Source organism: Martinezella lusitana, from assembly GCF_014207095.1.
Lineage (GTDB): Bacteria > Pseudomonadota > Alphaproteobacteria > Rhizobiales > Rhizobiaceae > Rhizobium > Rhizobium lusitanum_B.
In genome coordinates this window covers 1-22243 of the sequence record NZ_JACHBG010000010.1, presented here as the reverse complement: position 1 = coordinate 22243, position 22243 = coordinate 1, and the positions used below count along the sequence as shown (strand labels likewise).

Genomic DNA, 22243 nt, shown 5'->3' with positions numbered 1-22243 from the left:
GTCTCAATAGCGGCAGGTCGTCCCAGGGCTTTCATTTTTGCTGCACTGCATCGTCGAATGTCGGTTTACAAAAGTATTACTATATGATGTTTTGACCGTGGGCCTTGGAGATGGCCCTTTGGAGGACATCATGAAATTGAAGACTGCACTGATCAGCGCTACGATCCTTGCTGCCTGCATGTTCACATCTGCATCGGCCAAAAATCTGGTCGTCGGTTTCTCGCAAATCGGTTCGGAATCCGGTTGGCGTGCGGCCGAAACCACTTTGACCAAGCAGGAGGCCAAGAAGCGCGGCATCGATCTGAAATTCGCAGACGCGCAGCAGAAACAGGAAAACCAGATCAAGGCGATCCGTTCGTTCATCGCTCAGGGCGTTGACGCCATCCTGCTCGCACCGGTCGTGGAAACCGGTTGGGATGCCGTCTTGAAAGAGGCCAAAGAAGCCAAAATCCCTGTTATCCTGCTTGATCGCACGATCAACGCGCCGAAGGATCTCTATCTGACGGCTGTCACGTCTGATCAGATCCACGAAGGCAAGGTTGCCGGCGACTGGCTGGTGAAAGCGGTCGGCGACAAGAAGTGCAATATTGTCGAGCTGCAGGGTACGACCGGCTCTTCGCCGGCCATCGCCCGCAAGAAGGGTTTTGAAGAGGCGCTCAAGGGCCACGACAACCTGAAGATCGTCCGCAGCCAGACTGGCGACTTCACGCGCGCCAAGGGCAAGGAAGTCATGGAAAGCTTCTTGAAGGCCGAGAATGGCGGCAAGAGCATCTGCGCGCTCTATGCCCATAACGACGACATGGCCGTCGGCGCCATCCAGGCGATCAAGGAAGCCGGCTTGAAGCCGGGCAAGGACATTCTGACCGTATCGGTCGATTCCGTTCCGGATCTCTTCAAGGCGATGGCCGCCGGCGAGGCGAATGCAACCGTGGAACTGACCCCGAACATGGCCGGTCCCGCTTTCGATGCGCTCGATGCCTATCTGAAGACCAAGAAGGAGCCACAGAAGTGGATCCAGACCGAATCCAAGCTCTACACCCAGGCGGATGATCCGCAGAAGGTCTACGAGCAAAAGAAGGACCTCGGTTACTGAGGCGAAAGCGCGATCGCAGCGGGTTGGCCATGCCGCCGGTGCGATCCTCATGAAAGATGCCGGCGCCTCGACGGAAGCGCCGGCTATCGCTTTCGCCCACTGGCTCAATGCAAGGACATCAGTGCTTCATGGCTCACGACGTCGAGCGACTTCTGACAGCGACAGGCATTTGTAAATATTTCCCCGGCTCGACCGCTCTCGACCATGTCGATTTCACATTGCTGCGCGGCGAAGTTCACGCGCTGCTTGGCGAAAACGGCGCCGGAAAATCGACCTTGATAAAATGCATGACCGGTGCCTACCGGCGTGATGCAGGCTCGCTTGTTCTTGGCGGAGCCGAGATCGATCCGCACGACACACTGGCGGCGCAAAAACTCGGGATCGGGACCGTCTATCAGGAGGTCAACCTTCTACCCAATCTGAGCGTGGCGGAAAACCTCTTCCTGGGGCGCCAGCCTCGGCGGTTCGGCATGGTCAGCAGCCGCATCATGAATAGCATGGCGAGAGAACTTCTGGCGCAATACGGGATCGATATCGATGTCAGCCGTCAGCTCGATCGCTTCTCAGTTGCGATCCAACAGGTGATCGCGATCGCTCGAGCAGTCGATCTCTCCGGCAAGGTTCTGATCCTTGACGAGCCCACCGCAAGCCTTGATACGCACGAAGTCGAAATGCTGTTCGGCATCGTCAGGCGATTGAAGCAGCGCGGCCTAGGAATTGTTTTCATCACGCATTTTCTTGAGCAGGTTTACGAAATCTGCGACCGTATCACTGTTCTGCGCAACGGCCGCCTGGTTGGAACACGTGACGCGGAGGATCTTCCACGTCAAACGCTGATCGCCATGATGCTCGGACGCGAGCTTGCGGAGACTGAAAGTGCGGCCAGGCAGACCGAGACGGAAAATGGCCCGGTAAGGTATCGCTTCACCAACTTTGGCAAGCGCGGCAAGATCAAGCCTTTCGATATGGAGGTGCGTGTTGGTGAGGTCGTCGGCATAGCCGGTCTGCTCGGATCGGGGCGAACCGAAACCGCCGAAGTGCTCTTCGGCGTTGAGCGTGCCGATAGCGGTGAAGCAAGAATCGATGACAATGCAGTGACGTTTTCCAACCCGCGCGCCGCCATCAGGAATGGCTTCGGCTTCTGTCCGGAAGATCGTAAGACTGATGGTATCATCGGTGATCTTTCCATTCGCGAGAACATCATCATGGCATTGCAGGCGCGGCGGGGCTGGGCAAGGCCTTTGGCCCGCAGCGAGCAAAACGCGATTGCCGATCACTACATCAAGGCACTGGATATACGCACGACCGACCGCGAAAAGCCCATCCGGCTTCTGTCCGGCGGCAACCAGCAGAAAGCGATCCTCGCGCGTTGGCTGGCGACCAATCCGAGATTTCTTATTCTGGATGAGCCGACCCGCGGCATTGATGTCGGTGCCCATGCGGAAATCATTCGCCTGATCGAAGATCTCTGCCGGCAGGGAATGTCTCTCGTGGTGATTTCGTCTGAACTTGAAGAACTCGTCGCCTATAGTTCCCGCGTCATCGTCCTTCGGGATCGCGAGCACATTGCCGAGCTGACTGGAAGCGACGTGACCGCTGGAAACATCGTCGAGGCCATTGCCACGGCTGAGAAGACGAGGGAAGACGCATGAATCCGCAAATCAAAGCTTCCCTGCTTCGCTTGATGCCGCAGCTCATTGCGCTTGCGGCGATTCTACTGCTGAACTTCGTCATGTTTCCGCAGTTCTTCCATCTTGAAATTCAAAATGGCAGGCTCTACGGAAGCTTGATCGACGTGCTCCGGCGCGGTGCGCCTGTGGCGCTTCTATCCATCGGCATGACCTTGGTCATCGCCACCAAAGGGATCGACCTCTCTGTCGGCGCAGTCATTGCGATCTGTGGTGCGGTAGCCGCATCTTCAAGCGTTGCCGGCTATTCGCTTACCTATACCCTGTTGTTGACAATCGGTATCGGCCTAGCGTGCGGATTGTGGAATGGTCTGCTCGTCGCAGCCCTCGATATCCAGCCGATCATCGCGACGCTGGTGCTGATGGTTGCCGGCCGCGGCATAGCGCAATTGATCACCGAAGGTACGATCCTCACTTTCAACAATGACGCGCTCATCTTTCTTGGCAGTGGTTCCTTCGCGGCACTGCCCATGCCGGTGGTGATCTGGCTGATCGTGGCACTTATTGTCATCCTGCTCGTTCGCCGCACGGCTCTTGGCGTGCTTGTCGAAGCCATCGGCATTAATCGGCGGGCAAGTACGCTGTCCGGCATTCGGACTCCGGTACTGCTGATGGCTGTTTACGTGTTGAGCGGCCTTTGCGCTTCGATCGCCGGTATCATCGTAACCGCTGATATCAAGGGCGCGGACGCCAATAATGCCGGTTTGTGGCTTGAGCTGGATGCAATCCTTGCCGTGGTCGTTGGCGGCAATTCGCTGCTGGGCGGGCGCTTCAGCATTGTCGGTTCGCTGATCGGAGCAATGATCATTCAATCGGTCAATACAGGCATCCTGCTCTCGGGCTTTCCGCCGGAGTTCAACCTGGTGATCAAGGCGATCATCGTCATTATCATTCTGGTCATCCAGTCGCCTGCCATGCAGTCCGCGACCGCGTTCTTCTGGCGCCGCCGCAATGAGGGGCAGATGGTGCAAAAGGAGCAGGTAAAGTGAATTCGAAATATCTTCCGCTCCTTGCGACGATCCTCATCTTCATTCTCGCCTATGCCGGCTGCGTAACGCAGTATCCGAACATGCTGTCGACCCGGGTCGCCGGCAACTTATTGACCGACAACGCCTTTTTGGGAATTGCAGCTGTCGGCATGACGTTCGTGATCATCTCAGGAGGCATCGATCTGTCGATCGGCTCGATCATCGCTTTTACCGGTATTTTCCTGGCGGTCGTCCTTCGCGACACGACGATCCATCCCCTGGTCGCCTTTGTCCTCGTCCTTGTCATCACTACGATTTTCGGTGCCGGCATGGGCGCGATCATCCATTATCTCAGCATGCCGCCCTTCATCGTCACGCTGGCCGGAATGTTCCTGGCGCGGGGCATTGCCTTCGTGCTGTCAATCGACAGCATTCCGATCGAGCATGACTTCTACACGCAGCTCAACGATCTCTATTGGCTGATGCCCGGCGGCGGTCGACTGACATTGATTGGCGGCATTATGCTGCTCGTCTTTGCCGGCGGCATTGTTCTGGCGCAACGCACACGTTTCGGTGCGAATGTCTATGCGCTGGGAGGTGGGGCACAGACGGCTGAGCTCATGGGCGTGCCGGTAGGCCGCACGACGATTAAGATCTATGCCTTGTCCGGCTTTCTTGCCGGTCTATCCGGAATAGTTTTTTCCATCTACACGTCAGCGGGATATTCGCTTGCCACGGTCGGCGTCGAGCTCGATGCCATCGCCGCTGTGGTCATAGGTGGAACATTGCTGACGGGAGGAGCGGGGTTCGTCGGAGGAACACTCATCGGCATTCTGATACAGGGTCTCATTCAAACCTACATCACCTTCGATGGAACGCTTTCCAGCTGGTGGACGAAAATAGTGATCGGCTTCTTGTTGTTTGCCTTTATCGTAATGCAGAAGGGCCTCCTGCTGCTCTCCCGCCTCAATCGACAATATGTCTGAGGGAAGGACGGAGCGCTTGCCTAGCAGATTTCTTGGCACCCGAAAAACCGAGCGAAAGTCGCGAACGAGCCATGGTCACGTTGTTGACGCCCTTGGCAAGGCCATCGTCTCCGGCGCATTTCCGGTCGGGACCATCCTCCCGGGTGATAATGAGCTTCTGGAGCGCTTCAAAGTGTCTCGCACCGTTCTTCGCGAGAGTATGAAGACGCTTGCAGCGAAAGGGCTGGTCGTGCCGCGCGCCCGCGTGGGCACTCGGGTTACAGATAGAATTTACTGGAACATGTTCGATAATGAGGTCCTTAACTGGCACTTCGAAAGCGGAGTGAACAAGGAGTTTCTTCTTCACCTCTACGACATACGCATGGCATTCGAGCCGCTCGCGGCCAGCCTGGTGGCGGAGCGTGCCAGCTCCGAGGACATCGATCTCCTGCGCCGGCTCGCAGTCTCCATGTCTGCCCCACATCATTCCGCGGACAGTCTTGCCGTGGCCGACCTGCATTTCCATCTGGCCATCACCGAAGCTTCGCAGAATCCGTTCGTGCGATCGCTCGGCGGGCTCATCGAGGCGGCGTTGGTCGGCATGTTCCGCATGAGCGCGCCAGCCTCGACCAACGACTTCGCCAATATTGCCGACACACATATGGCGATCGTCGATGCCATCGCGGCGCGGGACGGTCTCGCCGCGCACAAAGCCATGGAGTTTGTGATCGTCGAGGGGCGCCAGCAAGTTCTCAGCGGTTTCGCCGCCCTCGCGCATGCCTGACATCCATCTCAAATCTCGTTCCAATCACGTTTGCGAGATGGCGTCCAAGGGAGGGACCTGTGGCCGAAGCAAATACTTTCTTGCGCCTTCGATATGGTGCTTGAGCAGTGAAACGGCATCGTCGGTTCGTTTTTCAATATAGGCGCAGGCCATCCTTTCGTGGTCGTCGAGCCACGATGGCGTTTCGTCGATCAGCGTGTCGTAGCGCGCCGAATACATAACGCAATTCCTACGCAATTCCTCAATCATGGCAAGCTGACGCTGACGGCCTGCGGGCGCGTAAAGCGTCGAGTGGAAGAGCCAGTCGCCCTCAACCCATCCCGGCCTGCCTGCTTCGAGAGCGGACTTTTGAAGAGCGTACTTCACCTCGCCGTAATGGGCCTCGGTGACGGATGCCATGGCATGCCGCAGCAGATCGCATTCCAGCAGTATTCTCAGATCAAACACCTGCGAAAGTTCGTTCTGGTCAAGTTGAACGACCTGAGCCCCTTTGCCGGGAATGAGAACGACCAATCTCTCTGAGGCGAGTTGCTGGAGCGCGTCTCGCACGGGTATGCGGCTCACCTCAAACCGCTCTGCCAGATCTGTCTGAGACAGCCAGGTTCCCGGCGGCAATGCACCCGTAAGGATTTCCGATCTGAGTTGTTCGCTAATCGACATCTTGCCTGTCTGAGTTTTTATGTATACGCGTATACATATCAGAATCCACGCCATGCGCAAGGAGGGAAGGCAATATGAAAATGACCGTCGAGGTGCATTGGGAGCGCGAAGGGGCCGTCTTCACCGACAAACGCTACAGCCGGGCGCACACGTGGCGCTTTGACGGCGGTCACGTCGTGCCGGCGTCGGCATCACCGCATATCGTGCCCATTCCTTATTCCGTGGAAGCCAACGTCGATCCGGAAGAGGCCTATATCGCGGCGATCTCCAGCTGCCACATGTTAACATTTCTCTCACTTGCGGCGCCAAAGCGGATCGTCGTTGAGAGCTATACCGACAAGGCGACTGGCGTGATGGAGAAGGTCGATGGAAAATTGGTTGTCAGCCGCGTTGAGCTCAATCCAACCATTACCTATGCTGGCGAAGCGCCCGCCGCGGCAATGGAAGCGGAACTCCATCACTCGGCCCATGAGCAGTGCTTCATCGCAAACTCCGTCAAGACGCATATCGAGGTGATCCCATAGATACGTCGTGGTTTGTTCGGGAGGGCAGACGAAGTTTACAGGTACAATGGAAGCAGGACACATATGAATCCCCAACGGCAACCCGGAATCCAGTGTTTTGAACGCGACTATGACGCAGTCCTCTTTGACATGGATGGAACACTGGTGGATTCACGCGCCGTCGTTGAGCGCGTCTGGTCGGGCTGGGCTCGGCGACATGGGCTGGATCTTCAGAAAATTCTGGCAGTCTCCCATGGCCGCAGGACGATAGACACTGTCCGTCAGTTCGATCTTCCCGGCATGGATCCAGCCGACGAGGCACGGCAGCTCGAAGCAATTGAGGCGGCGGACGATGAGGGCATCGTCGCCGTTTGCGGTGCTCAGCAATTCGTCGACCAGTTGGGGAACGACCAGTGGGCGGTTGTGACTTCCGCTGGCCGTAGCCTCGCGGTCAAGCGCCTGGCGGCGGCAGGCCTGCCCATTCCCGAGATCTTGATTACTGCGCAGGATGTTGTTCGAGGGAAGCCCGACCCCCAAGGGTATCTTCTTGCCGCGGAGCGACTGAGCGTATCGCCCGGCCGGTGTCTGGTCTTCGAAGATGCGCCGGCAGGGATCGAGGCCGGGATGAGAGCGGGTTGCGACGTCGTCGCAATAAAGGCGGCCCAGCCCTTTCCTTTTGATAGTCCCTGCCGCTCGATCCTTGATTTCAGCTCCGTCGCGTTGGGCAATGGCCCCAAGGATCGTTGGCATCAGAGAGCTTGTCTCAAGGCCATTGACAAAGTTGTTGGCTCGGCGAGAGAGTCCGCGCATTTACAACATCTTATCAGTTTGCTGGTGTATTGCCCGCGTCTGTATGGGGGCTGATCCAAGCAATCGATAGCAGGGATGCCAGTTTCGGAGAGAATGCCTTGAAGGTGGTCTTTATTGTCGCGTCTCCGAGGGATTCCATGTGCGGTGTGGCCGATTATACGACACGACTTGCGGCAGCGTTCGCCGGAACGGGCGTTACTGCCGTTGTTGAATATCCAGCCGACTTCTCGCTCTCGACGCTTATGGACATCAGGCGGCGACATGGCCGCAACGCTGCTTTTCATCTGCAATACCCATCGCTTGGAATGGGCAAGTCGTTTGGGCCGGCGCTCATACCTCTTTTGTTTTCATATTCATTCGTGACGCTGCATGAGTTCCGGCTTTTCTCGCTTGCCCGGAAACTGATCTTTCTGGTCTATGCGCTATTGTCGAAAGCTGTCGTCTTTTCCAGCTCAGAAGAAAGGGATCTCTTCGCTCGCTGGTTTCCTTTTTCGAAAAGCCGGCTGGTCGTCATGCCGATCGGTAACAACATCCCAAGACATACTGTGCAGCTCGAGCGTCGAGCTGCGCGCAGGATCGTCTATTTCGGGCAAATTTCGCGGGATAAAGGAATAGAGGTCTTCATTGAGACCGTGCGCCGCCTCAAGACGGCGGGGCGCGACATCGAAGCGGTGATGATAGGGGCGCTCGTGGATGGTCACAGCGAAATCGTCGAAATGGTCCGCGCCGCTGAGAGGGATCTTGGAGTGCGCCTGGCACTGAGCTTGCCCTCAAATAACGTCTCGCGAGAGCTCGCAGCAGCCGATATGGCACTTTTGCCCTTTCCCGGCGGCGTTACAGACAAGCGTGGCTCGGCGCTCGCATGTCTCGATCATGGTGTAACGCTACTGACAACTCATAGCGAGACCACGCCGGATTGGTTGAAGCAGGTCTCCTATCCGATAGAAGACGCTGAAAGCGCAACACTCATCGTCGCCCGGCTGATCGATGGCGCGTTGCCTCCGGACCCAGCGCCGGAGATTAGAGCCACCGAGCTGAAGGTGCGCGAATGGCCGGAAATCGCAAGGCGGCTGATCGCGCTTTACAAGCGCTCTATCGCTGAGCGGCCCTAGGAATTCGCAGCCATCGATGGGCTGTTCTGTTCCCGGTCGCCATTTCAGCGAACCTCTGATCGGCCCTCTTTTGCGCGTTTGCGGTTGGACTTTGGGACGTAGAGGAAAAGGCAGGCCGTTGTGCGATCGATGTTCGACAGCGGACATCACGTCCCGCCTTGCCGCTCCGTATAAGCGCAGTTTGTCGGTGATAATCCGCTTCGGCGGCAGGTCTTGCCATCATGCTGATCGCCAACTGGACATTTCAATTGCCGGCTTGAAATAGGTCAATGATATCGGCTGCTCCGCTGCGGCGAGCGGTCTCAAGCAGCTTTGCATTTCGCGTGACCTGCCTCGATGTCGATATAGCAAGTTCCTCAATGACATCCTGGTGACTGAATGAATCAATGCCAAGTCGAAATTCGGGTCGAGCCGCTGCCAGACTCGACAACTCAGGTGCTTCCCGATCCGGGAATTTTTCTCGGATGTGCCTTCCAAAGAGGGTCGAGTTTAGTCTTCCTTAACCATATTGCTATTTTTTAGGACCATCGAAACGGCGAGTTAACCTTAACGGATTGGGTTAACAGGCATGATGCTGAATGCCGCTACCGGTCTAGGTCCGGAATGTCCCTTATTCTAACAATTGCCAAAAACGGGGCAGAAATTTAATGACGAGCATTCTTACCAACAACGCTGCAATGGCAGCTCTCCAGACGCTGCGCGGCATCAGCGGCAGTCTGCAGCAGACGCAGAGCCACGTTTCGTCCGGCCTGCGCATCGCCAAGGCTTCGGACAACGCTGCTTACTGGTCGATCGCCACCAGCATGAAGTCCGACAACGGCGCTATCGGTGCTGTTTCCGACGCTCTCGGCCTCGGAGCCGCAAAGGTCGATACGGCTACCACGGCCGCTACCAGCGCGGTCGACATCGTCGGCCAGATCAAGAACAAGCTTGCAACCGCCATGGAACCGTCGGTTGACAAAAAGTCCATCCAGGAAGAAATCGGCCAGCTGCAGCAGCAGCTGCAGAGCGTTGCTCAGTCGGCTTCGTTCAACGGCGAAAACTGGGTCATGGCGAAGAACGGCGGTTCGGCTTCGGTCGTCTCCTCCTTCATCCGCGGCACCAACGGCACGGTTTCGGTCAGCTCGACCAACTATAAGTTCGACACCGGCGCGACCGGTAACGTTCTGTTCGGCGCGAACAACGGTGCGATCGACACGGCATCGGGCATTCTCGGCAGCAAGACGTCCATTGGCGGCACCCAGTATTCGGTCTTCAGCCTTGACATCAGCAAGATGACGTCCGGCCAGATCTCCAGCGCCCTGAACATGGTTCAGACCGCTCTGAACTCCATCGTCAGCATGAACTCGCGCCTCGGCTCGATCTCGGCTCGCATCAACCTGCAGACGAGCTTCGCTTCTTCGCTCTCCGACTCGATCCAGTCGGGCGTTGGCAAGCTGGTCGATGCCAACATGGAACAGGAATCGAGCAAGCTGTCCGCTCTGCAGACGCAGCAGCAGCTCGCCGTTCAGTCCCTCTCGATCGCCAACTCCTCGAGCCAGTCGATCCTGTCGCTGTTCAAGGGCTGATGAGGAACTTCGGCGTCTGCCGCCGGGTGACACGCAGAATAAAGATTTCACCGCGCCCTCTTTTGACGGCGCGGTTTTCTTTTTGGCTCTCATGATGATGGTCCAGGGCAGGTATGCTACAGAGTGAGCGAATACACACTGGGTGTGCCATGCCATGATTCGGGGTTCGATCTTACTGCCAAGGTTGCCATTCTCAATCGATACCGCCCTCTTGCGATTGTTGATCGCGTAAGACAGTGACACAGTCCCGACATGGCCGCTATTTCCACGACGATGATCTCTACGCGCGCGACGGCATTTCAGGCTGAAGAGCTGGTGCGGGCATTCAAGGCTCATCCGGCATCGGAATTGATCGGCAATCTGGATACGATAGTGATGATGGTTCGAGCCGGGTCGCAGCTCTTGCCACTCACGATCAACGATTGGCGACGGTCGCCAACCTGCTATCTTTGCTGTCCAAGCGTCGCCTATATCGACTATGCCCGCGAGGAGCTGCGCAATCTGGCCGAAAGCCCGGCCACGATGCAAATACTGAACGGCTTTCTGAGGCTTGCGATGCCCTTGATGCAAGCGACCGGGTTCGATCATCAGGTTCAGCCCAACAACTGGCTGATGGCAACCAACATCGGTTGCGCTCTCGGTTGTCTCGAGATTCAGCAGGTGACACAGGAGCTGCTCACGTCCCATCCGGGCAAGGCGATCGTCTGGCGCTCGTTGAACGACGTCAGCGATCTGCCGACAATTGCCGACTTCCGCGCCTGCGGTTACGGGCTCTATCCAGCTCGGCAGGTCTACCTGTTTGACTGCCGCAAAGAGCAGGTGCGGGTCCACCGCGATGAAAGGCGCGACATGGCGCTTTTGATCCAGTCCGACCTCACCGTCGTCGAGCACCAAGACATTGCGCCCGCGGATTTTCAGCGTATCGAGCTGCTTTACGCGAAGCTCTATCTCCAGAAATATACCAGCCTGAATCCTCAATACTCGGCCTTGTGGCTGCAACAGATGTATGAGGCTGGCATCCTGCAGTTTTACGGTCTCCGCAATCGCGACGGGCAGCTCGACGGCATCATCGGCTTCTTCGACCGAGGTGACGTCATGTCGGCGCCGGTGGTCGGCTACGACACAACAATCGACGTGAAGGCTGGCCTCTATCGTCGACTGATGGCGATTGGGTTGCAGCGCGCCAGGGAACATCGGCTGCTATATAACATGAGCGCTGGAGCGGCTTCATTCAAGCGGAACCGTGGCGGCGTTCCCGCGATCGAGTATAGTGCAATTTACAATCGACACTTGTCATGGAAGAGCCGTGGTGCCGCGGCAATCGTGCGGACCATACTGCAGAAGGTAGGCATCCCGATCATGAGGAACTACAGGCTTTGAGCGATCAGAAAATCGAAGGATGGGTCGCGATCGCCCAATCAAGGGCCGTCCGCAATAAGCCCCTGCGGGTATTGGTGGGGGGCAGGGCATTTGTCCTGTTCCGTGCGGATGGCAAGCTCCATTGTCTGGCGGATATCTGCCCGCATCGCTCAGCGCCACTGTCGCATGGGCGTGTTGTCGATGGTGCAATCGAATGTCCCTATCACGGTTGGCGGTTCGATGGTGCCGGGGCATGCAAGGCCATGCCGGGCCTGGTCGGGGCGATCCCTCGGACACTTGTGCCATCCTATGGCGTTTGCGAGAAAGACGGGCTGGTCTTCTTTTCGGCACACGCCGTCGATGCGATCCCTTATACCACTGTGCTTGCTGCAGCCGATACGGTGTCGATGACGGTCGAAAGCCGGGTCACGTCGTCGCTGGCCGAAGTGGCTGAAAACATTCTGGACGCGACGCACACCCATTTCACGCATAGGGGGATTTTACGGGGTTTGAGCGCCAGACGTTACCGGGTGACCGTAACCGTGACCGGTGGCGACGGTTGGGTGGAGGCGCGCTATGTGGGCGAGCCGAAGCAGGAAGGGCTTGTCAGTCGGCTTCTTGAAGGCGAGCGCTCGATCAGCATCGGTCGCTTCCGTTATCCTGGCATCGCCGAGCTGGAATTCTGGGGTGCAAAGTCGATCAACCTGGCGACGACCTTTCACCTGCGTCAGGAAACCGACGATATGGTGCACGGCTTTGGCATTCTTTCTGGTCCGCGGCAGCGGAACTTCGGTTATCTGAAGGCGCTCTTGTTCAAGCCGTTCTTCCGCATCGCCCTACGCCAGGACCAGCATATTCTTCACGCAGCTGAAAAGAACCGCAGGCTGTTTGGTCAACGCCGGCCGATGATTGGACCGCTCGACATCATGCGCCCGCATATCGATGCCATTCTCTCTGGCCAGAGGCCTGAGGTTGCTGAAAAGCCGACTATATTGGTGATGGAACTCTAAGGCGGATCTTCTATCTGCCGAGCGGTTCGCCGTTCCATTCGATATCGGCAGTTGCTGCAGCTTTGAGCCCGGTGCGTCTGCGGGCTGCGACGCAAACTATTTCGGCCAGAGCCTGCAGTTGCGCTCGCAGCATCGATCGATCGCCGGGCCAGGCTGCGATATCACCCATGCTGCGGAAATCGCCGAACCATCGTCGGAGCGCCCGGTCGCGTATAGCCGCCGGTAGACCGTAGCAAAGCATTGCGAGCGGCAGCGTCATCGCTCCGGTCAGCGACGCATTTGCTGAATGACCGGCAACAAGGGCTTCTGCGAGACCGTCCGCACCGCCGAAATAGTGCAATCCGCTGGTCGCTCTTGGATTACACTCGATAACCGACAACCGGCCCTGGGCGTCATGGCGGAAATCGAAGGAGATCTGGCCAGTCCAGCCATTCGCGCCAACGAAACCGGCCACGAAACGACGGATATGCGGGTTGCTAACAGGTTCAAAGGCAAGGCTTGCACCTTTCCCGGCCCTATAGAGCGGCCGGTAGGCCTGCAAGGCCTGAATTTCTCCGTCTCTTGCCAGTGCCCAGCAACACAGCTCTTCCCCGGGCAGGAAGGTCTGTGCCACCCAGGGATCGGTTGGCGAGGGCAGAATTCGGTCAAGTTCAGCAGGTCTGGGCCTGATCAAGACGCGCTCTGCAAATCGCGACCAGACCGGTTTGAAGACAAGGTCCTTGCTTGCTCTCCGACAGGCGTCAAGGTCGCTCGAATTGCGCAGCAGCGTTGTCTTCGGTGGATCTGCGCCGAAGCCTGCCGCCATCATGGCAAAGCTATATTTGTCGTGCACGCGGGCGAGGAGTTGAAGGGGCGGCGCGACAAGCGGGATCACGGCGCCAATTTCGTCGCGAGCAGCCGCCAGAAAGAAGATTTCCTCGCAGGTCGGAAGGACGAGATCGCAATCATAGTCTTTGACGACGCGTTCAACGGCCTTGGCATAGGTCTGAAGCGCATTGCGAGGCTCGGGCAGTCGGACGTAGGCGGCCTTGAAACGCGTCGCCCGCGCCATCGCAAAGCGATGGCTATCGGCAAGGATGACGCGATTGCCCGCCATGTGCAGAAGCCGCGCCCAGTGCAGGGCAACCGGTGCACGTGCGCCGGTAATCAGAACGGTCTTCATTCGCTGCTCCTTGAGGCATGCCACCGCCGCTCCACACGGCGCAGCTTAACGGCAGGCGGTAACAGGATCCGTCTCTCAGTCGAGATGTGCGGTTGGGTGCCGAGTTTCTGCAGGAGCCGCGCAAGCGCCATTTCTGCGGCAATGACAGCGCTCGGCGAGACCGTATCCGGCAATATCAACTGCAGCTCGTCAGGTCCGGTCTGGAGAAGGCGGAAATCGGTGATACTTCGATCTGAGTCCAGAATTGCGTTGCGAAGCACATCGGGCGTGACCAGAACAGACCTGGCACCCGGCGTCCGCGGAAGTTCGAAAATGTCATCGCAGCGGCCGATGACTTCGGCCACGGCACGCAGGGGCGAGCCACAGGAACAGGCTCCTGTCCGCATGCGCAACAGGTCGTTCATCCGGTAGCGGGCGACCACTTGTGTCCGGCGGGTAAAGTCGGAAACGACCGGTGATACGAGGTCACTATCCGGCACGGGCTGCAATTCGAAATGCATGACATCCTCGGCAAGATGCAAGGTGCCGTGGGCGCAGCTGGTCGCAAGCAGACCTTCAGTCGCCATGTAGATCTCACCGAGCTTTGTTCGGTAGCGTCTCTCGATGGCTTCTCTGTCGACGGGATCCAGAACCTCGGCGGCGCTGAAGAGCCGTTTCGGCGCCAATGTGTGGTCCTGCTCGGCCAGCCAACGCAGAACTTTCGGCGGCGCAATGATGGTGTCCGGCGCAAAGCCGACAATCTCCGGCGCGATTGCTGCCACGCCCCGGCGCAGATCGAAAAATTCGAGATTGAGCCGCCTTGTCCGATTGGCTGAATCATAAAGCGCCGTGTGCAGCGGCAGGATCAGCGCGATCCGTGCCGTCTCGAAGGGAAAGGCGGGGAGCAGCTTGCCGAGCATCACGCCCAGCCATTCGTATCGTTCGGCATTGGTGATGACGAACAGTCCGCGATTGCCGCTGGTTCCGGTGCTGGCGCCGATAATATATCCGTCTCGCTGTTGGTTGCTGTTGAATAGCCGCCAGCCTTCGGCACTTGACACTCCGGCGCTGTTGAACTGCTCGAACGTCGCCATCACGATCGATTTGTCGACGATCGGCAAGTCGTCGAGTTCGCCAACGTTTCGGTCGCGATAGTAGCCCTTCGAGCTCACGGTATGGCGCAGCCAGCTGCGGATGCGTCGTCGTTGCCATGCTTCGACGTCGGCCCGCGTCTTCAGACGGCGCGCCAGCAGGCGCGTGCGCACAAATGAAGCGATCAGCCGCAGAATGGGAAAAGGCTGACGGACAAGCCTCATGACCGCTCTCCGCCAAAGGCGGTGGGATTGGATGGTTCGTGGCAAAGCATGACCCGGCCGCCTTGCGCGGCGAAGCGTCTGACTTTCTCCATCGACCTTGCCGCAGCATCGCGGTCGCTGTAGATCAGCCGCGCTGGCCCCGATGGAGCGCGCTCTTCGTTAACCGCGCGAAGCAGCCATTGCGTATCGGTCGCATAGAGCAATGCCGGCGACATGTTTGGCCAAAGCAATCCGAAATGGCCGAGTGCATGACCGGGCAGCGGCACGGCAAGACAAGAGCCATCCGCAAAGAGATCGTAGCCGTCCCCAAGATCATAGGGGAGGGCGACCGATGGCCGGCTATCGACAGAGATCAACCGATTGCGAAAATCCGCGGGAAGCAAATCCGGAAAAAAACCGTTATGTAGTTGCTGCCGGTAGGTCATGGCGGACAGTCTCGCGTAGGCCGCTCCATCTGCGAGGAACCGTGCTCTGGGAAAATCACAAAGGGCGGCGATGTGGTCGGCATGAAAATGCGTGACGACGATATAGGTGACATCCTCCGGTCCGATCCCATGGCTTCGCAGAGTGGCGATCGGGGAGGCCTCCTCGATAAGGCGCGGTCTCAGAACAGCGTTATAGAGCTTCATGGCCAGGGAGCGCTCGCGGCCCTCGGTGATGCGTTTGGTGTATCCCGTGTCGATCAGCACCGCTCCAAGCTGGGGACGGCCCCACAGTCCGTAGCGCACCGCGATGTCGATGAAGGTCCATCGTCCGCCACGCAGCACCAGGCGCTCGGGCGCGCGTATGACGGCACTGTTGATAAACAAGGGACCGCTCATCGCGCGGCACCTCCGCCGAAGGTTCGAGCCAGCCCTTCCGCAAAACGGATCTGCGGCCGGAAGCCGATTTCCCGCCGCGCCGCCGAAATATCGAGCGTCTGCGTGAAAGCGAGAATGCCAAGAGCATAGGCGGTAATGACCGGCTCCGGCCTGTCGCGCTGCAGCCGGGCCATCGCCTCCGCCAAGCGCGCCGCGCTCAGCGCCAACGGCCAGGGGACGGTTTGCCACCGAACCGCAATTCCAGCCTTTGCTGCGACACTTTCGATGATGAGGCGCAAGGGCAGGGCTTCATCTCCAGCGATATTGTAGATCCGCCCGGCGATTTGTGGCGGGGCTTCTATCGCGCAGAGGATCGCCTGCGCGACATCGTCGACATGGGTGAGGTTGGTGGACGCGCGGCCACCGCGCAGCAAAGGCAGCGGACCCTTTGCCACCGCCCTGATTAGCCTTGGCAGCAGCGCTACGTCGCCAGGTCCGTAGATGGCGCGGGGCCGCAAGATGATCGGGGAGAGATCGGACGCCGCAAGCACATCGCTCTCGGCGATTTGTTTGCTGTAGGCATAGGCGTTGACGGGCTTGGGAAGCGGGGCGTCCTCGCGCAGGTCCGCCTGATCACAAAACCGGAAGGTGACGCTCGGCGACGAGATGAAGACGAAGCGACGTACACCTGCTGCCCGCGCCATCGCCATCGCATGGCGGGTGCCCGCAACATTTGCTTGCTGGAAAGCCTCTCTCAAACCCCAGGCCGACGAGAGCCCGGCCGCATGGACGAAGATATCGGCACTGCCGAGCTCTTTCAGTACGGATTCACTCGGCGATTGACTGACATCGACGCTGACAAACCGCGTTCCACCTGTCTCGAGATCACGACCCGTGTCGGTATTTCGGCCAAGGCCGACCACGTCATGGCCAAGCTCCCGCAACAGCGTGCAAAGCCTGCCTCCCAGAAATCCCGTTGCGCCGCTGACGATCACCCGCATGGAAATCAAACGATCATGGCAAGGCCGCCGAACGACAGTCCTGCCGAGGTGCCCAGCATGAGCATCTTCATGCCGTCGGTCAGCCGGCCCGATGAGCGAGCGATATCGAGGGCCGTCGGTATGGAGGCTGCGATCTGGTTGCCGTGGTCACGCATGATATTGACAATGCGCTGCTCACCGAAGCCACATCGATCGGCCAGATGCGCCAGGGCGATGGGACTTGCCTGGTGCGGAATGACAAGATCGACGTCGTCGCGTCGCCATCCGGCCGCAGCAAGCAGACGTTCGAGAAATTTCTCGAAATAGGAAATCGTATGGCGGAAGAGCGCGCGCCCATCCATCTCAAACACAGCATGGCGCGCGAAGGCCTCGGGATCCTTGTGAAAATCATAGCGCGTCCCGCCTGCGCCCAACGCACAGTCTTCATAGCCGGATGGATAGGTTTCCATGCGAGCGGCAAGAATACCAGCAGGCCCGTCTCCCGGAGCGAACAGGGCGGCTGCGGCCCCATCCCCGAAAAGGGCGGCAACAAGCGGATCCGTCTGCCATGGCAGGCCACGGGAGGCTATTTCCGAGGAGACGACCAGGCAGCACTTATAGCTGCCGCCGGCAAGGAATGAGGCCGCGATGTCGCTTGCCGTTAGAAAGCTGAGACAGGTCGAGTTGACGTCGAAGGCGGCACAGGCCCCATCCGGGATGCCAAGCCGTCTCTGCAACAACGGCGCGGTTGCAGGGATGGACTGATAGGGAACGGCGGCCGCGAAAATCAAGAGGTCGACATCGCTCGCCGCATAGCTGGCAGCTGCCAGCGCTCGCTTAGCCGCCAATTCACCGAGGTCGATCTGGTCTTCAGTCTGACAGACGTGGCGTGATGCGATCCCGACATGCTGTTCGGTCCAGCCTGGAGCCTGTCCAAGACGGGCGTCGATCTCTGTCGACAGCAATCGCGCTTCCGGTACGGCGCACCCGGAGCCAACGATCTTCATTCCTCGAAATGTGGAGGGCATCCATCTCCTCGGTGTCAGCAATCAGGTTTCGTTGCTGTATCACATCTGTGCAGCCAAAACGCCCAATTTTCACCGCGTCCACAACTGCCGCAGGGATTGAGGACCTGAACTTGCTGAGCGACGATACCCATGCTGCCTGCTTGTCAAAACCGAGAAACATTGGTCAATCAGATGAAATGGGATGGGGCAACCCCGAGGGGCGACGCGGCGTTCGGTGGTCGCTTATGGGACTACGAAGTGCATCCCATTGATTTGTCTAGGGCGTTATTGCGGTTTTCACCGAGTCGCTCGCCTGCTCCGAACCTGGTTTTGCGGTCTGGTTTGGGTGAGACGATTGCTTCTCTTGTTGTGACCAGCTGTGTATCAACACGACTCTGGTGGCACGGTAGATAGCTGCGAGGACCTTCACATGGTCGGATAGGGCGGCCTATGCGAATATGCTTAAAAAGCGCAGGTCACCCCATGGGAGATCAACCCTCAAGCTCTCGCCGCGCACGCCGAAATCATTTTATCGTTGCTCGGCATCATCGTAGACGCGCCGATTTTCTTCAATCCTGGACAAATTTTCCATGAGCCAGGAATTGATACCCTCCAGGGCGCGTAACATTCCCGACCCCATATCGGTCAGTTCGTATTCGACTCGTGGCGGTACCTCCGGGAAGTAGTAACGGGCAACAAGGCCATCTCGCTCCAGATTTCGCAGCGCCAGCGTCAGCATGCGTTGCGTGATCCCGTCAATTTCTTTCTTGAGTGCGGAGAACCGAAGCCTCTCTGCGCCCGCACGCGACAGATGCCAGAGAACTTGAACGGTCCATTTGTCCCCGAGCCGTCCGCAAATACCGTTCGATGGCAACGGCCTGAAACCGCGTCCACCCTCAGGCTGTTCGTCCGATGTAGCAACGACCATTTCTTCCAAAGCGTATCATCCTTGTGCCTGAGGCTACGAAATGTGCTGTCTTCCGATGCGAATCAATTCGTATATATGGATAGCCCTTGTTCTGAACGAGGGTATCCCATGACAAATCACAGACGTCCGATCCTGGTTTTGGGGGCGACGGGCCGGCAAGGCGGATCGGTTGCCAAGGCACTCCTAAAGGCGGGCTGGAATGTTCGCGCTCTCGTTCGTGATCCCATCCATCCCGTGTCGGCGGCGCTGCGGGAACAAGATGTCGAACTGGTGCGCGGGTCGTTAGACGACACGGACATATTGGCCGCTGCAATGAAGGATGCCTACGGCGTCTTCAGCGTCCTGCCATCCGATCTGTCAGCGGAAGACGAAGTCCGGTATGGAACATCCATCGCTGACTTGGCAGTAGCGAGCAATGTCGATCACTTCATCTATTCCTCAGGGGCGAGCGTCGGCGACAAGCCAACCGGGGTTCCGCGTTTCGACGCCAAGCCTCGTATTGAAGCGCATATCCGCACACTGCCGCTGACGGCAACCATTGTGCGACCGCCGATCTTCATGGAAATGCTCGTTCGCCCCGGCTTCGGTCTGGACCAGGGCCGGCTGACGTCCCTGATCCGACCGGATCATTCGATGCAGCTGATCGCGGTAGACGACATCGGGAAAATTGTTGCCGCACTGTTTTCAGACAAATCGCGCTTCGCAGGGACTACAATAAGGATTGCTGGCGATCGGATTACGGGACATCAGCTCGAATCTGCTCTCACGCAGGCCGCAGGCCGCCCTATCGCCTATGCACGGTTTCCAGATGAAGTATTGGCAGCCAACACTGACCTCGCACACATGGCGTCGAGCTTGGAGAATGGACCGCTCGCAGAGCCTGTCGATCTGAACCTCATGCGTGAACTTAATCCAGAACTGCTCTCATTCAGGTCCTGGCTTGCTGGCCTCGATCGTAAGGCGCTCGATGCCGCGTTCGGAAGAAATGGCGAGGCGGATCAGTCTACCCGGCTTTAGTCTCGGGCAGCTGAAAGCACGCTTTGGCATCTCCTAACCTGCAAGCCGTAAGCGATCGTGCTTGCGCTAAATCGCGTTGCCAACCTTGAAATCCTGCAGGGCATAGTGAATTTGCTCGCAATTTGGACCAGCGAGCGCTGAAAATTTCTGGAGCTATGGCTCAATGCGGCGGGGTGTCGATGAACCGTTCATGTGCGAAACCGGCACTTTTGCGGCACTTGTAAGTAAATATGCGATTCTGCCGGCCTCAGACGCCACGTTGGAGAAAAACTTCACTCTCCATCAGACCAAGGTCCGTGTTCAACGCAGATTTATCCGGCTAGTGGGTGATCGCCCCGATCGCCGATACCACTGCCACCCGTCGGCGGTCTGCCCTGCCATCAGACTAACCTCTGATGGCAGGGCAAAAGCTCCAGCGATTGATCGCCTGCGACATTTGCGCCGGAGAATGAGGACAAAGCGGCAGGTCTGGGGTGAGAGCCTCCTGGAATTGCCGGATTGTCCGGAAACCCGCCCCGCCGACTGTGTGCTCCCTCGCTGAGCAGATCATAGTCTCAGCGAGGCCGAGTCAGAACTGGCGATAATCCCAAGCACAGTGAGCTCGATCCGCTACACGCGCGAGGGAGTTGTCAGTTATGGTCGAAAGCCAAGGCTTGGGTCTGAGCGCGAGATATATGCGCCTGCGGGACTTTAGCTGGGGGCCGCCTGCCGTGGCCTTATGGATCAACTGCAGAGCTACTCAAGCGTGCTTCACTCGGCCTGAAAATGGGATCACTATTTCGCGCCATTGATCGTAGGAAAGCCGGATAGCGGGTTAAAGCACTGGAAGGCGCGGAGTTTGCGCTCTCCGCGTACCGAATCCTCGCATCGGTCGATCAGCGGTTTCAGTCTGCCGTGATCGGCCTCGGCGGCACCAGACCAATATTCGACCTGTAGATGCACGAGTTCCAAAGGACATTTCTCTCGACCTGTAGATCAGATCACAGATTGACTTGGCGATCGGCGGTTCGATTGCTACTATCAGTTTTATGACGGCTCTCTCTCACGCCAGCCCGCTGATCCGGCCCCTGTTTCGGCTGCCATCGCTGACGTTGCAACTGCTATGGCGCTTCTGGCCGCAGCTGATGGCGCTCTGGTTGCTTGGGCTGATCGGAAACGCACTTCTCAATGAACTTGCCGTCATGATCGGCCGGCTGAATGCATTGGCGGGTTTGTCGACCCTGGCCCTTGTCGTGCTTCTCAAACTGGTGATCATCGTCGGGCTTTTCGAAACCGTGCGGCCCGGATTACCGGCACTTGATGCTGCCTCGCGCGCCGCGGCCGCCCGACCCGAAGCTGAAACAGGCGAGACGGTCGCAGAGCCGGGTTTTACGTCGATCCTTGCGCTGACGCTCGTGCCGTTCTTCGCTTACTACGCAGCCTGGGGGTTCCTGGGTGATACGGTCAGAGAATATTCCCGACTATCGCTCGACCTGATGCTGGCGGGAGAGGGGTATGCGCCGCTGAAATTCGGCAGTAGTGCCTGGTTGCTGATTTCGGTTGCAGTTGCCTGGGTAGTTCGGCGCTTTGCAAAGTTCATGCATACGCGATCAAAGGCTCCAATCTGGGCGATCGTCATTGTGGTTTGCGAGGCGAACTGGGCATTTATCGGTCTCTACGTTGTTTCCACCTGGGAGGGCGATATCCGCTCCTGGGTTGCTAGGCTTCCAGAAACGGTCGGACATTTCCTCGGCTTTCTCAACCCGGTTGGCGATGCCGCAGCGGCCACCGCTTTTCCACCAACTGCGGAAGCCGCTTCGATTTCTCTTTCCAAGCAAATGCGCGGGCTCTTCCTATACGCGCTCTATCCCGTCGTTTGGCTGACTCTTGCTGCCTTGGTCTACGGCTATGACATCAATGGAGAACGACCGCTGACGGAAGGTCGCATGGCGCGCGCCGTTTCGCGCTGGGAGGCGTTGCCGAAAGCGATACGCGACTTCATCTCGCACTTCATCGCGGGAACGGCAAAGCGCTATCGCGCCTTGGCCGAAGGGGTTGGCCTGACCCTGAATTCCGGTGTGGGACTGACGCTCAGCGTCATTCTGCTTTATCGGGTGCTGGATTGGGGGGCGGCATGGGCCTGGTATGGCATATCCCGATTGATCGGTCCTTATGATCTGCCTTTGTGGCAGATGATTGCCCAGGCCATCACGCTATTCTTCGGTAGCCCGAGTTCGCCGGGTGATGGCGTTCTCATCATGCCGATCAAGATTTGCCTGCTTGCCGCTGCGCTGGAGATCGGTTTTGCGCAGGGACGACAATGGCGGCGAAGCGGCAACGGAACCCCAGAGCCGGATGATTTCAACTCTTCCCGGCCCCAAGCGTCGAACCGTGCCGGAATAATAAACTAGATAGAGGCCGATGCCCTTTGAAAGCCGCGCCCGCTTTGTGGCGTCGTGCTAGGCGGCGTGGACAAATTTGAGCCAGTATCTGGCGGTGGCCAGATGGACCATGCCGAGGAAGCTGTTTGCCAGTTGGTCGTAGCGTGTGGCGAT

The 22243-nt window shown here is 58.2% G+C and carries 20 protein-coding genes and 1 pseudogene; 13 read left to right on the top strand and 8 right to left on the bottom strand.

The genetic code is table 11. The annotated features are described in order from the left end of the window. The first annotated feature begins 130 nt into the window (after window positions 1-130). The 5 genes from ytfQ (at window position 131) to GGD46_RS20030 (ending at window position 5498) form a co-directional block, all read left to right on the top strand. Window positions 131-1093 carry a galactofuranose ABC transporter, galactofuranose-binding protein YtfQ gene (gene ytfQ, locus GGD46_RS20050; RefSeq protein WP_184707124.1) on the top strand — a complete coding sequence of 321 codons (963 nt, stop codon included), beginning with the start codon at window positions 131-133 and terminating at the stop codon, window positions 1091-1093. Between the two features lie 128 nt (window positions 1094-1221). After that, window positions 1222-2745, top strand: a complete 1524-nt coding sequence (ytfR, locus tag GGD46_RS20045; RefSeq protein WP_184707122.1) for a galactofuranose ABC transporter, ATP-binding protein YtfR — start codon at window positions 1222-1224, stop codon at window positions 2743-2745. Continuing rightward, window positions 2742-3770, top strand: a complete 1029-nt coding sequence (locus tag GGD46_RS20040; RefSeq protein ID WP_184707120.1) for an ABC transporter permease — start codon at window positions 2742-2744, stop codon at window positions 3768-3770. Before ytfR ends, GGD46_RS20040 begins: the two co-directional genes overlap by 4 nt. Further along, window positions 3767-4735 (top strand): galactofuranose ABC transporter, permease protein YjfF, encoded by a 969-nt coding sequence (gene yjfF / locus GGD46_RS20035; protein WP_184707118.1) that lies wholly within the window; start codon window positions 3767-3769, stop codon window positions 4733-4735. The genes GGD46_RS20040 and yjfF overlap by 4 nt, the downstream gene beginning before the upstream one ends. Next, the gene (locus GGD46_RS20030) at window positions 4728-5498 is read left to right on the top strand and encodes a FadR/GntR family transcriptional regulator (protein ID WP_184707116.1); all 771 of its coding nucleotides are present in this window, start codon (window positions 4728-4730) and stop codon (window positions 5496-5498) included. Before yjfF ends, GGD46_RS20030 begins: the two co-directional genes overlap by 8 nt. Before the next feature lie 24 nt (window positions 5499-5522). Here the strand turns inward: GGD46_RS20030 and GGD46_RS20025 are convergent, their stop codons facing one another. Further along, window positions 5523-6212, bottom strand: a complete 690-nt coding sequence (locus GGD46_RS20025) for a GntR family transcriptional regulator (RefSeq protein ID WP_210325652.1) — start codon at window positions 6210-6212, stop codon at window positions 5523-5525. Between the two features lie 20 nt (window positions 6213-6232). Between GGD46_RS20025 and GGD46_RS20020 the strand changes: the two genes are divergently transcribed. The 3 genes from GGD46_RS20020 (at window position 6233) to GGD46_RS20010 (ending at window position 8583) form a co-directional block, all read left to right on the top strand. Continuing rightward, the gene (locus tag GGD46_RS20020; RefSeq protein ID WP_184707114.1) at window positions 6233-6682 is read left to right on the top strand and encodes an OsmC family protein; all 450 of its coding nucleotides are present in this window, start codon (window positions 6233-6235) and stop codon (window positions 6680-6682) included. 63 nt (window positions 6683-6745) lie between these two features. Continuing rightward, complete coding sequence (locus tag GGD46_RS20015; RefSeq protein WP_184707112.1) at window positions 6746-7525, top strand: HAD family hydrolase; 780 nt, start codon at window positions 6746-6748, stop codon at window positions 7523-7525. Window positions 7526-7569: 44 nt separating this feature from the next. Continuing rightward, window positions 7570-8583, top strand: coding sequence for a glycosyltransferase (locus GGD46_RS20010; RefSeq protein ID WP_184707110.1), 1014 nt, complete (start codon window positions 7570-7572; stop codon window positions 8581-8583). A 111-nt stretch (window positions 8584-8694) separates the two neighbouring features. Here the strand turns inward: GGD46_RS20010 and GGD46_RS20005 are convergent. Further along, window positions 8695-8799 (bottom strand): annotated as a pseudogene (locus tag GGD46_RS20005) (IS6 family transposase); the annotation flags it as partial. A gap of 431 nt (window positions 8800-9230) precedes the next feature. Here GGD46_RS20005 and GGD46_RS20000 point away from each other — a divergent pair. The 3 genes from GGD46_RS20000 to GGD46_RS19990 all read left to right on the top strand — a co-directional run bounded on the left by GGD46_RS20000 (window position 9231) and on the right by GGD46_RS19990 (window position 12520). Beyond that, window positions 9231-10151, top strand: coding sequence for a flagellin (locus GGD46_RS20000; RefSeq protein WP_184707108.1), 921 nt, complete (start codon window positions 9231-9233; stop codon window positions 10149-10151). A gap of 252 nt (window positions 10152-10403) precedes the next feature. Then, a complete protein-coding gene (locus GGD46_RS19995) occupies window positions 10404-11531 on the top strand; it encodes a GNAT family N-acetyltransferase (protein ID WP_184707106.1) in 1128 nt (375 codons plus the stop codon). Next, window positions 11528-12520: a Rieske 2Fe-2S domain-containing protein gene (locus GGD46_RS19990; RefSeq protein ID WP_184707104.1), complete on the top strand. Its 993-nt coding sequence runs from the start codon at window positions 11528-11530 to the stop codon at window positions 12518-12520. The genes GGD46_RS19995 and GGD46_RS19990 overlap by 4 nt, the downstream gene beginning before the upstream one ends. Before the next feature lie 10 nt (window positions 12521-12530). Here GGD46_RS19990 and GGD46_RS19985 read toward each other — a convergent pair whose 3' ends face one another. The 6 genes from GGD46_RS19985 to GGD46_RS34260 form a co-directional block, all read right to left on the bottom strand. Beyond that, entirely contained in the window at window positions 12531-13682 is a 1152-nt protein-coding gene (locus tag GGD46_RS19985) for a hypothetical protein (RefSeq protein ID WP_184707103.1), read from the bottom strand. After that, the gene (locus GGD46_RS19980; RefSeq protein ID WP_184707101.1) at window positions 13679-14977 is read right to left on the bottom strand and encodes a F390 synthetase-related protein; all 1299 of its coding nucleotides are present in this window, start codon (window positions 14975-14977) and stop codon (window positions 13679-13681) included. Before GGD46_RS19980 ends, GGD46_RS19985 begins: the two co-directional genes overlap by 4 nt. Beyond that, on the bottom strand, window positions 14974-15798 hold the full coding sequence (locus tag GGD46_RS19975; RefSeq protein ID WP_184707099.1) for an MBL fold metallo-hydrolase: 825 nt from the start codon (window positions 15796-15798) through the stop codon (window positions 14974-14976). Before GGD46_RS19975 ends, GGD46_RS19980 begins: the two co-directional genes overlap by 4 nt. Beyond that, on the bottom strand, window positions 15795-16778 hold the full coding sequence (locus GGD46_RS19970; RefSeq protein ID WP_184707097.1) for an NAD(P)-dependent oxidoreductase: 984 nt from the start codon (window positions 16776-16778) through the stop codon (window positions 15795-15797). The genes GGD46_RS19975 and GGD46_RS19970 overlap by 4 nt, the downstream gene beginning before the upstream one ends. A gap of 5 nt (window positions 16779-16783) precedes the next feature. Then, window positions 16784-17785 carry a 3-oxoacyl-ACP synthase III family protein gene (locus GGD46_RS19965; protein WP_184707094.1) on the bottom strand — a complete coding sequence of 334 codons (1002 nt, stop codon included), beginning with the start codon at window positions 17783-17785 and terminating at the stop codon, window positions 16784-16786. Window positions 17786-18293: 508 nt separating this feature from the next. Beyond that, window positions 18294-18692, bottom strand: coding sequence for a helix-turn-helix domain-containing protein (locus tag GGD46_RS34260; RefSeq protein ID WP_184707373.1), 399 nt, complete (start codon window positions 18690-18692; stop codon window positions 18294-18296). A 42-nt stretch (window positions 18693-18734) separates the two neighbouring features. Between GGD46_RS34260 and GGD46_RS19955 the strand changes: the two genes are divergently transcribed. Both GGD46_RS19955 and GGD46_RS19950 read left to right on the top strand, forming a co-directional pair. After that, window positions 18735-19709 (top strand): NmrA/HSCARG family protein, encoded by a 975-nt coding sequence (locus GGD46_RS19955; protein WP_313206317.1) that lies wholly within the window; start codon window positions 18735-18737, stop codon window positions 19707-19709. A 1028-nt stretch (window positions 19710-20737) separates the two neighbouring features. Next, the gene (locus GGD46_RS19950) at window positions 20738-22099 is read left to right on the top strand and encodes a hypothetical protein (protein WP_184707092.1); all 1362 of its coding nucleotides are present in this window, start codon (window positions 20738-20740) and stop codon (window positions 22097-22099) included. The last annotated feature ends 144 nt before the right edge of the window (window positions 22100-22243 follow it).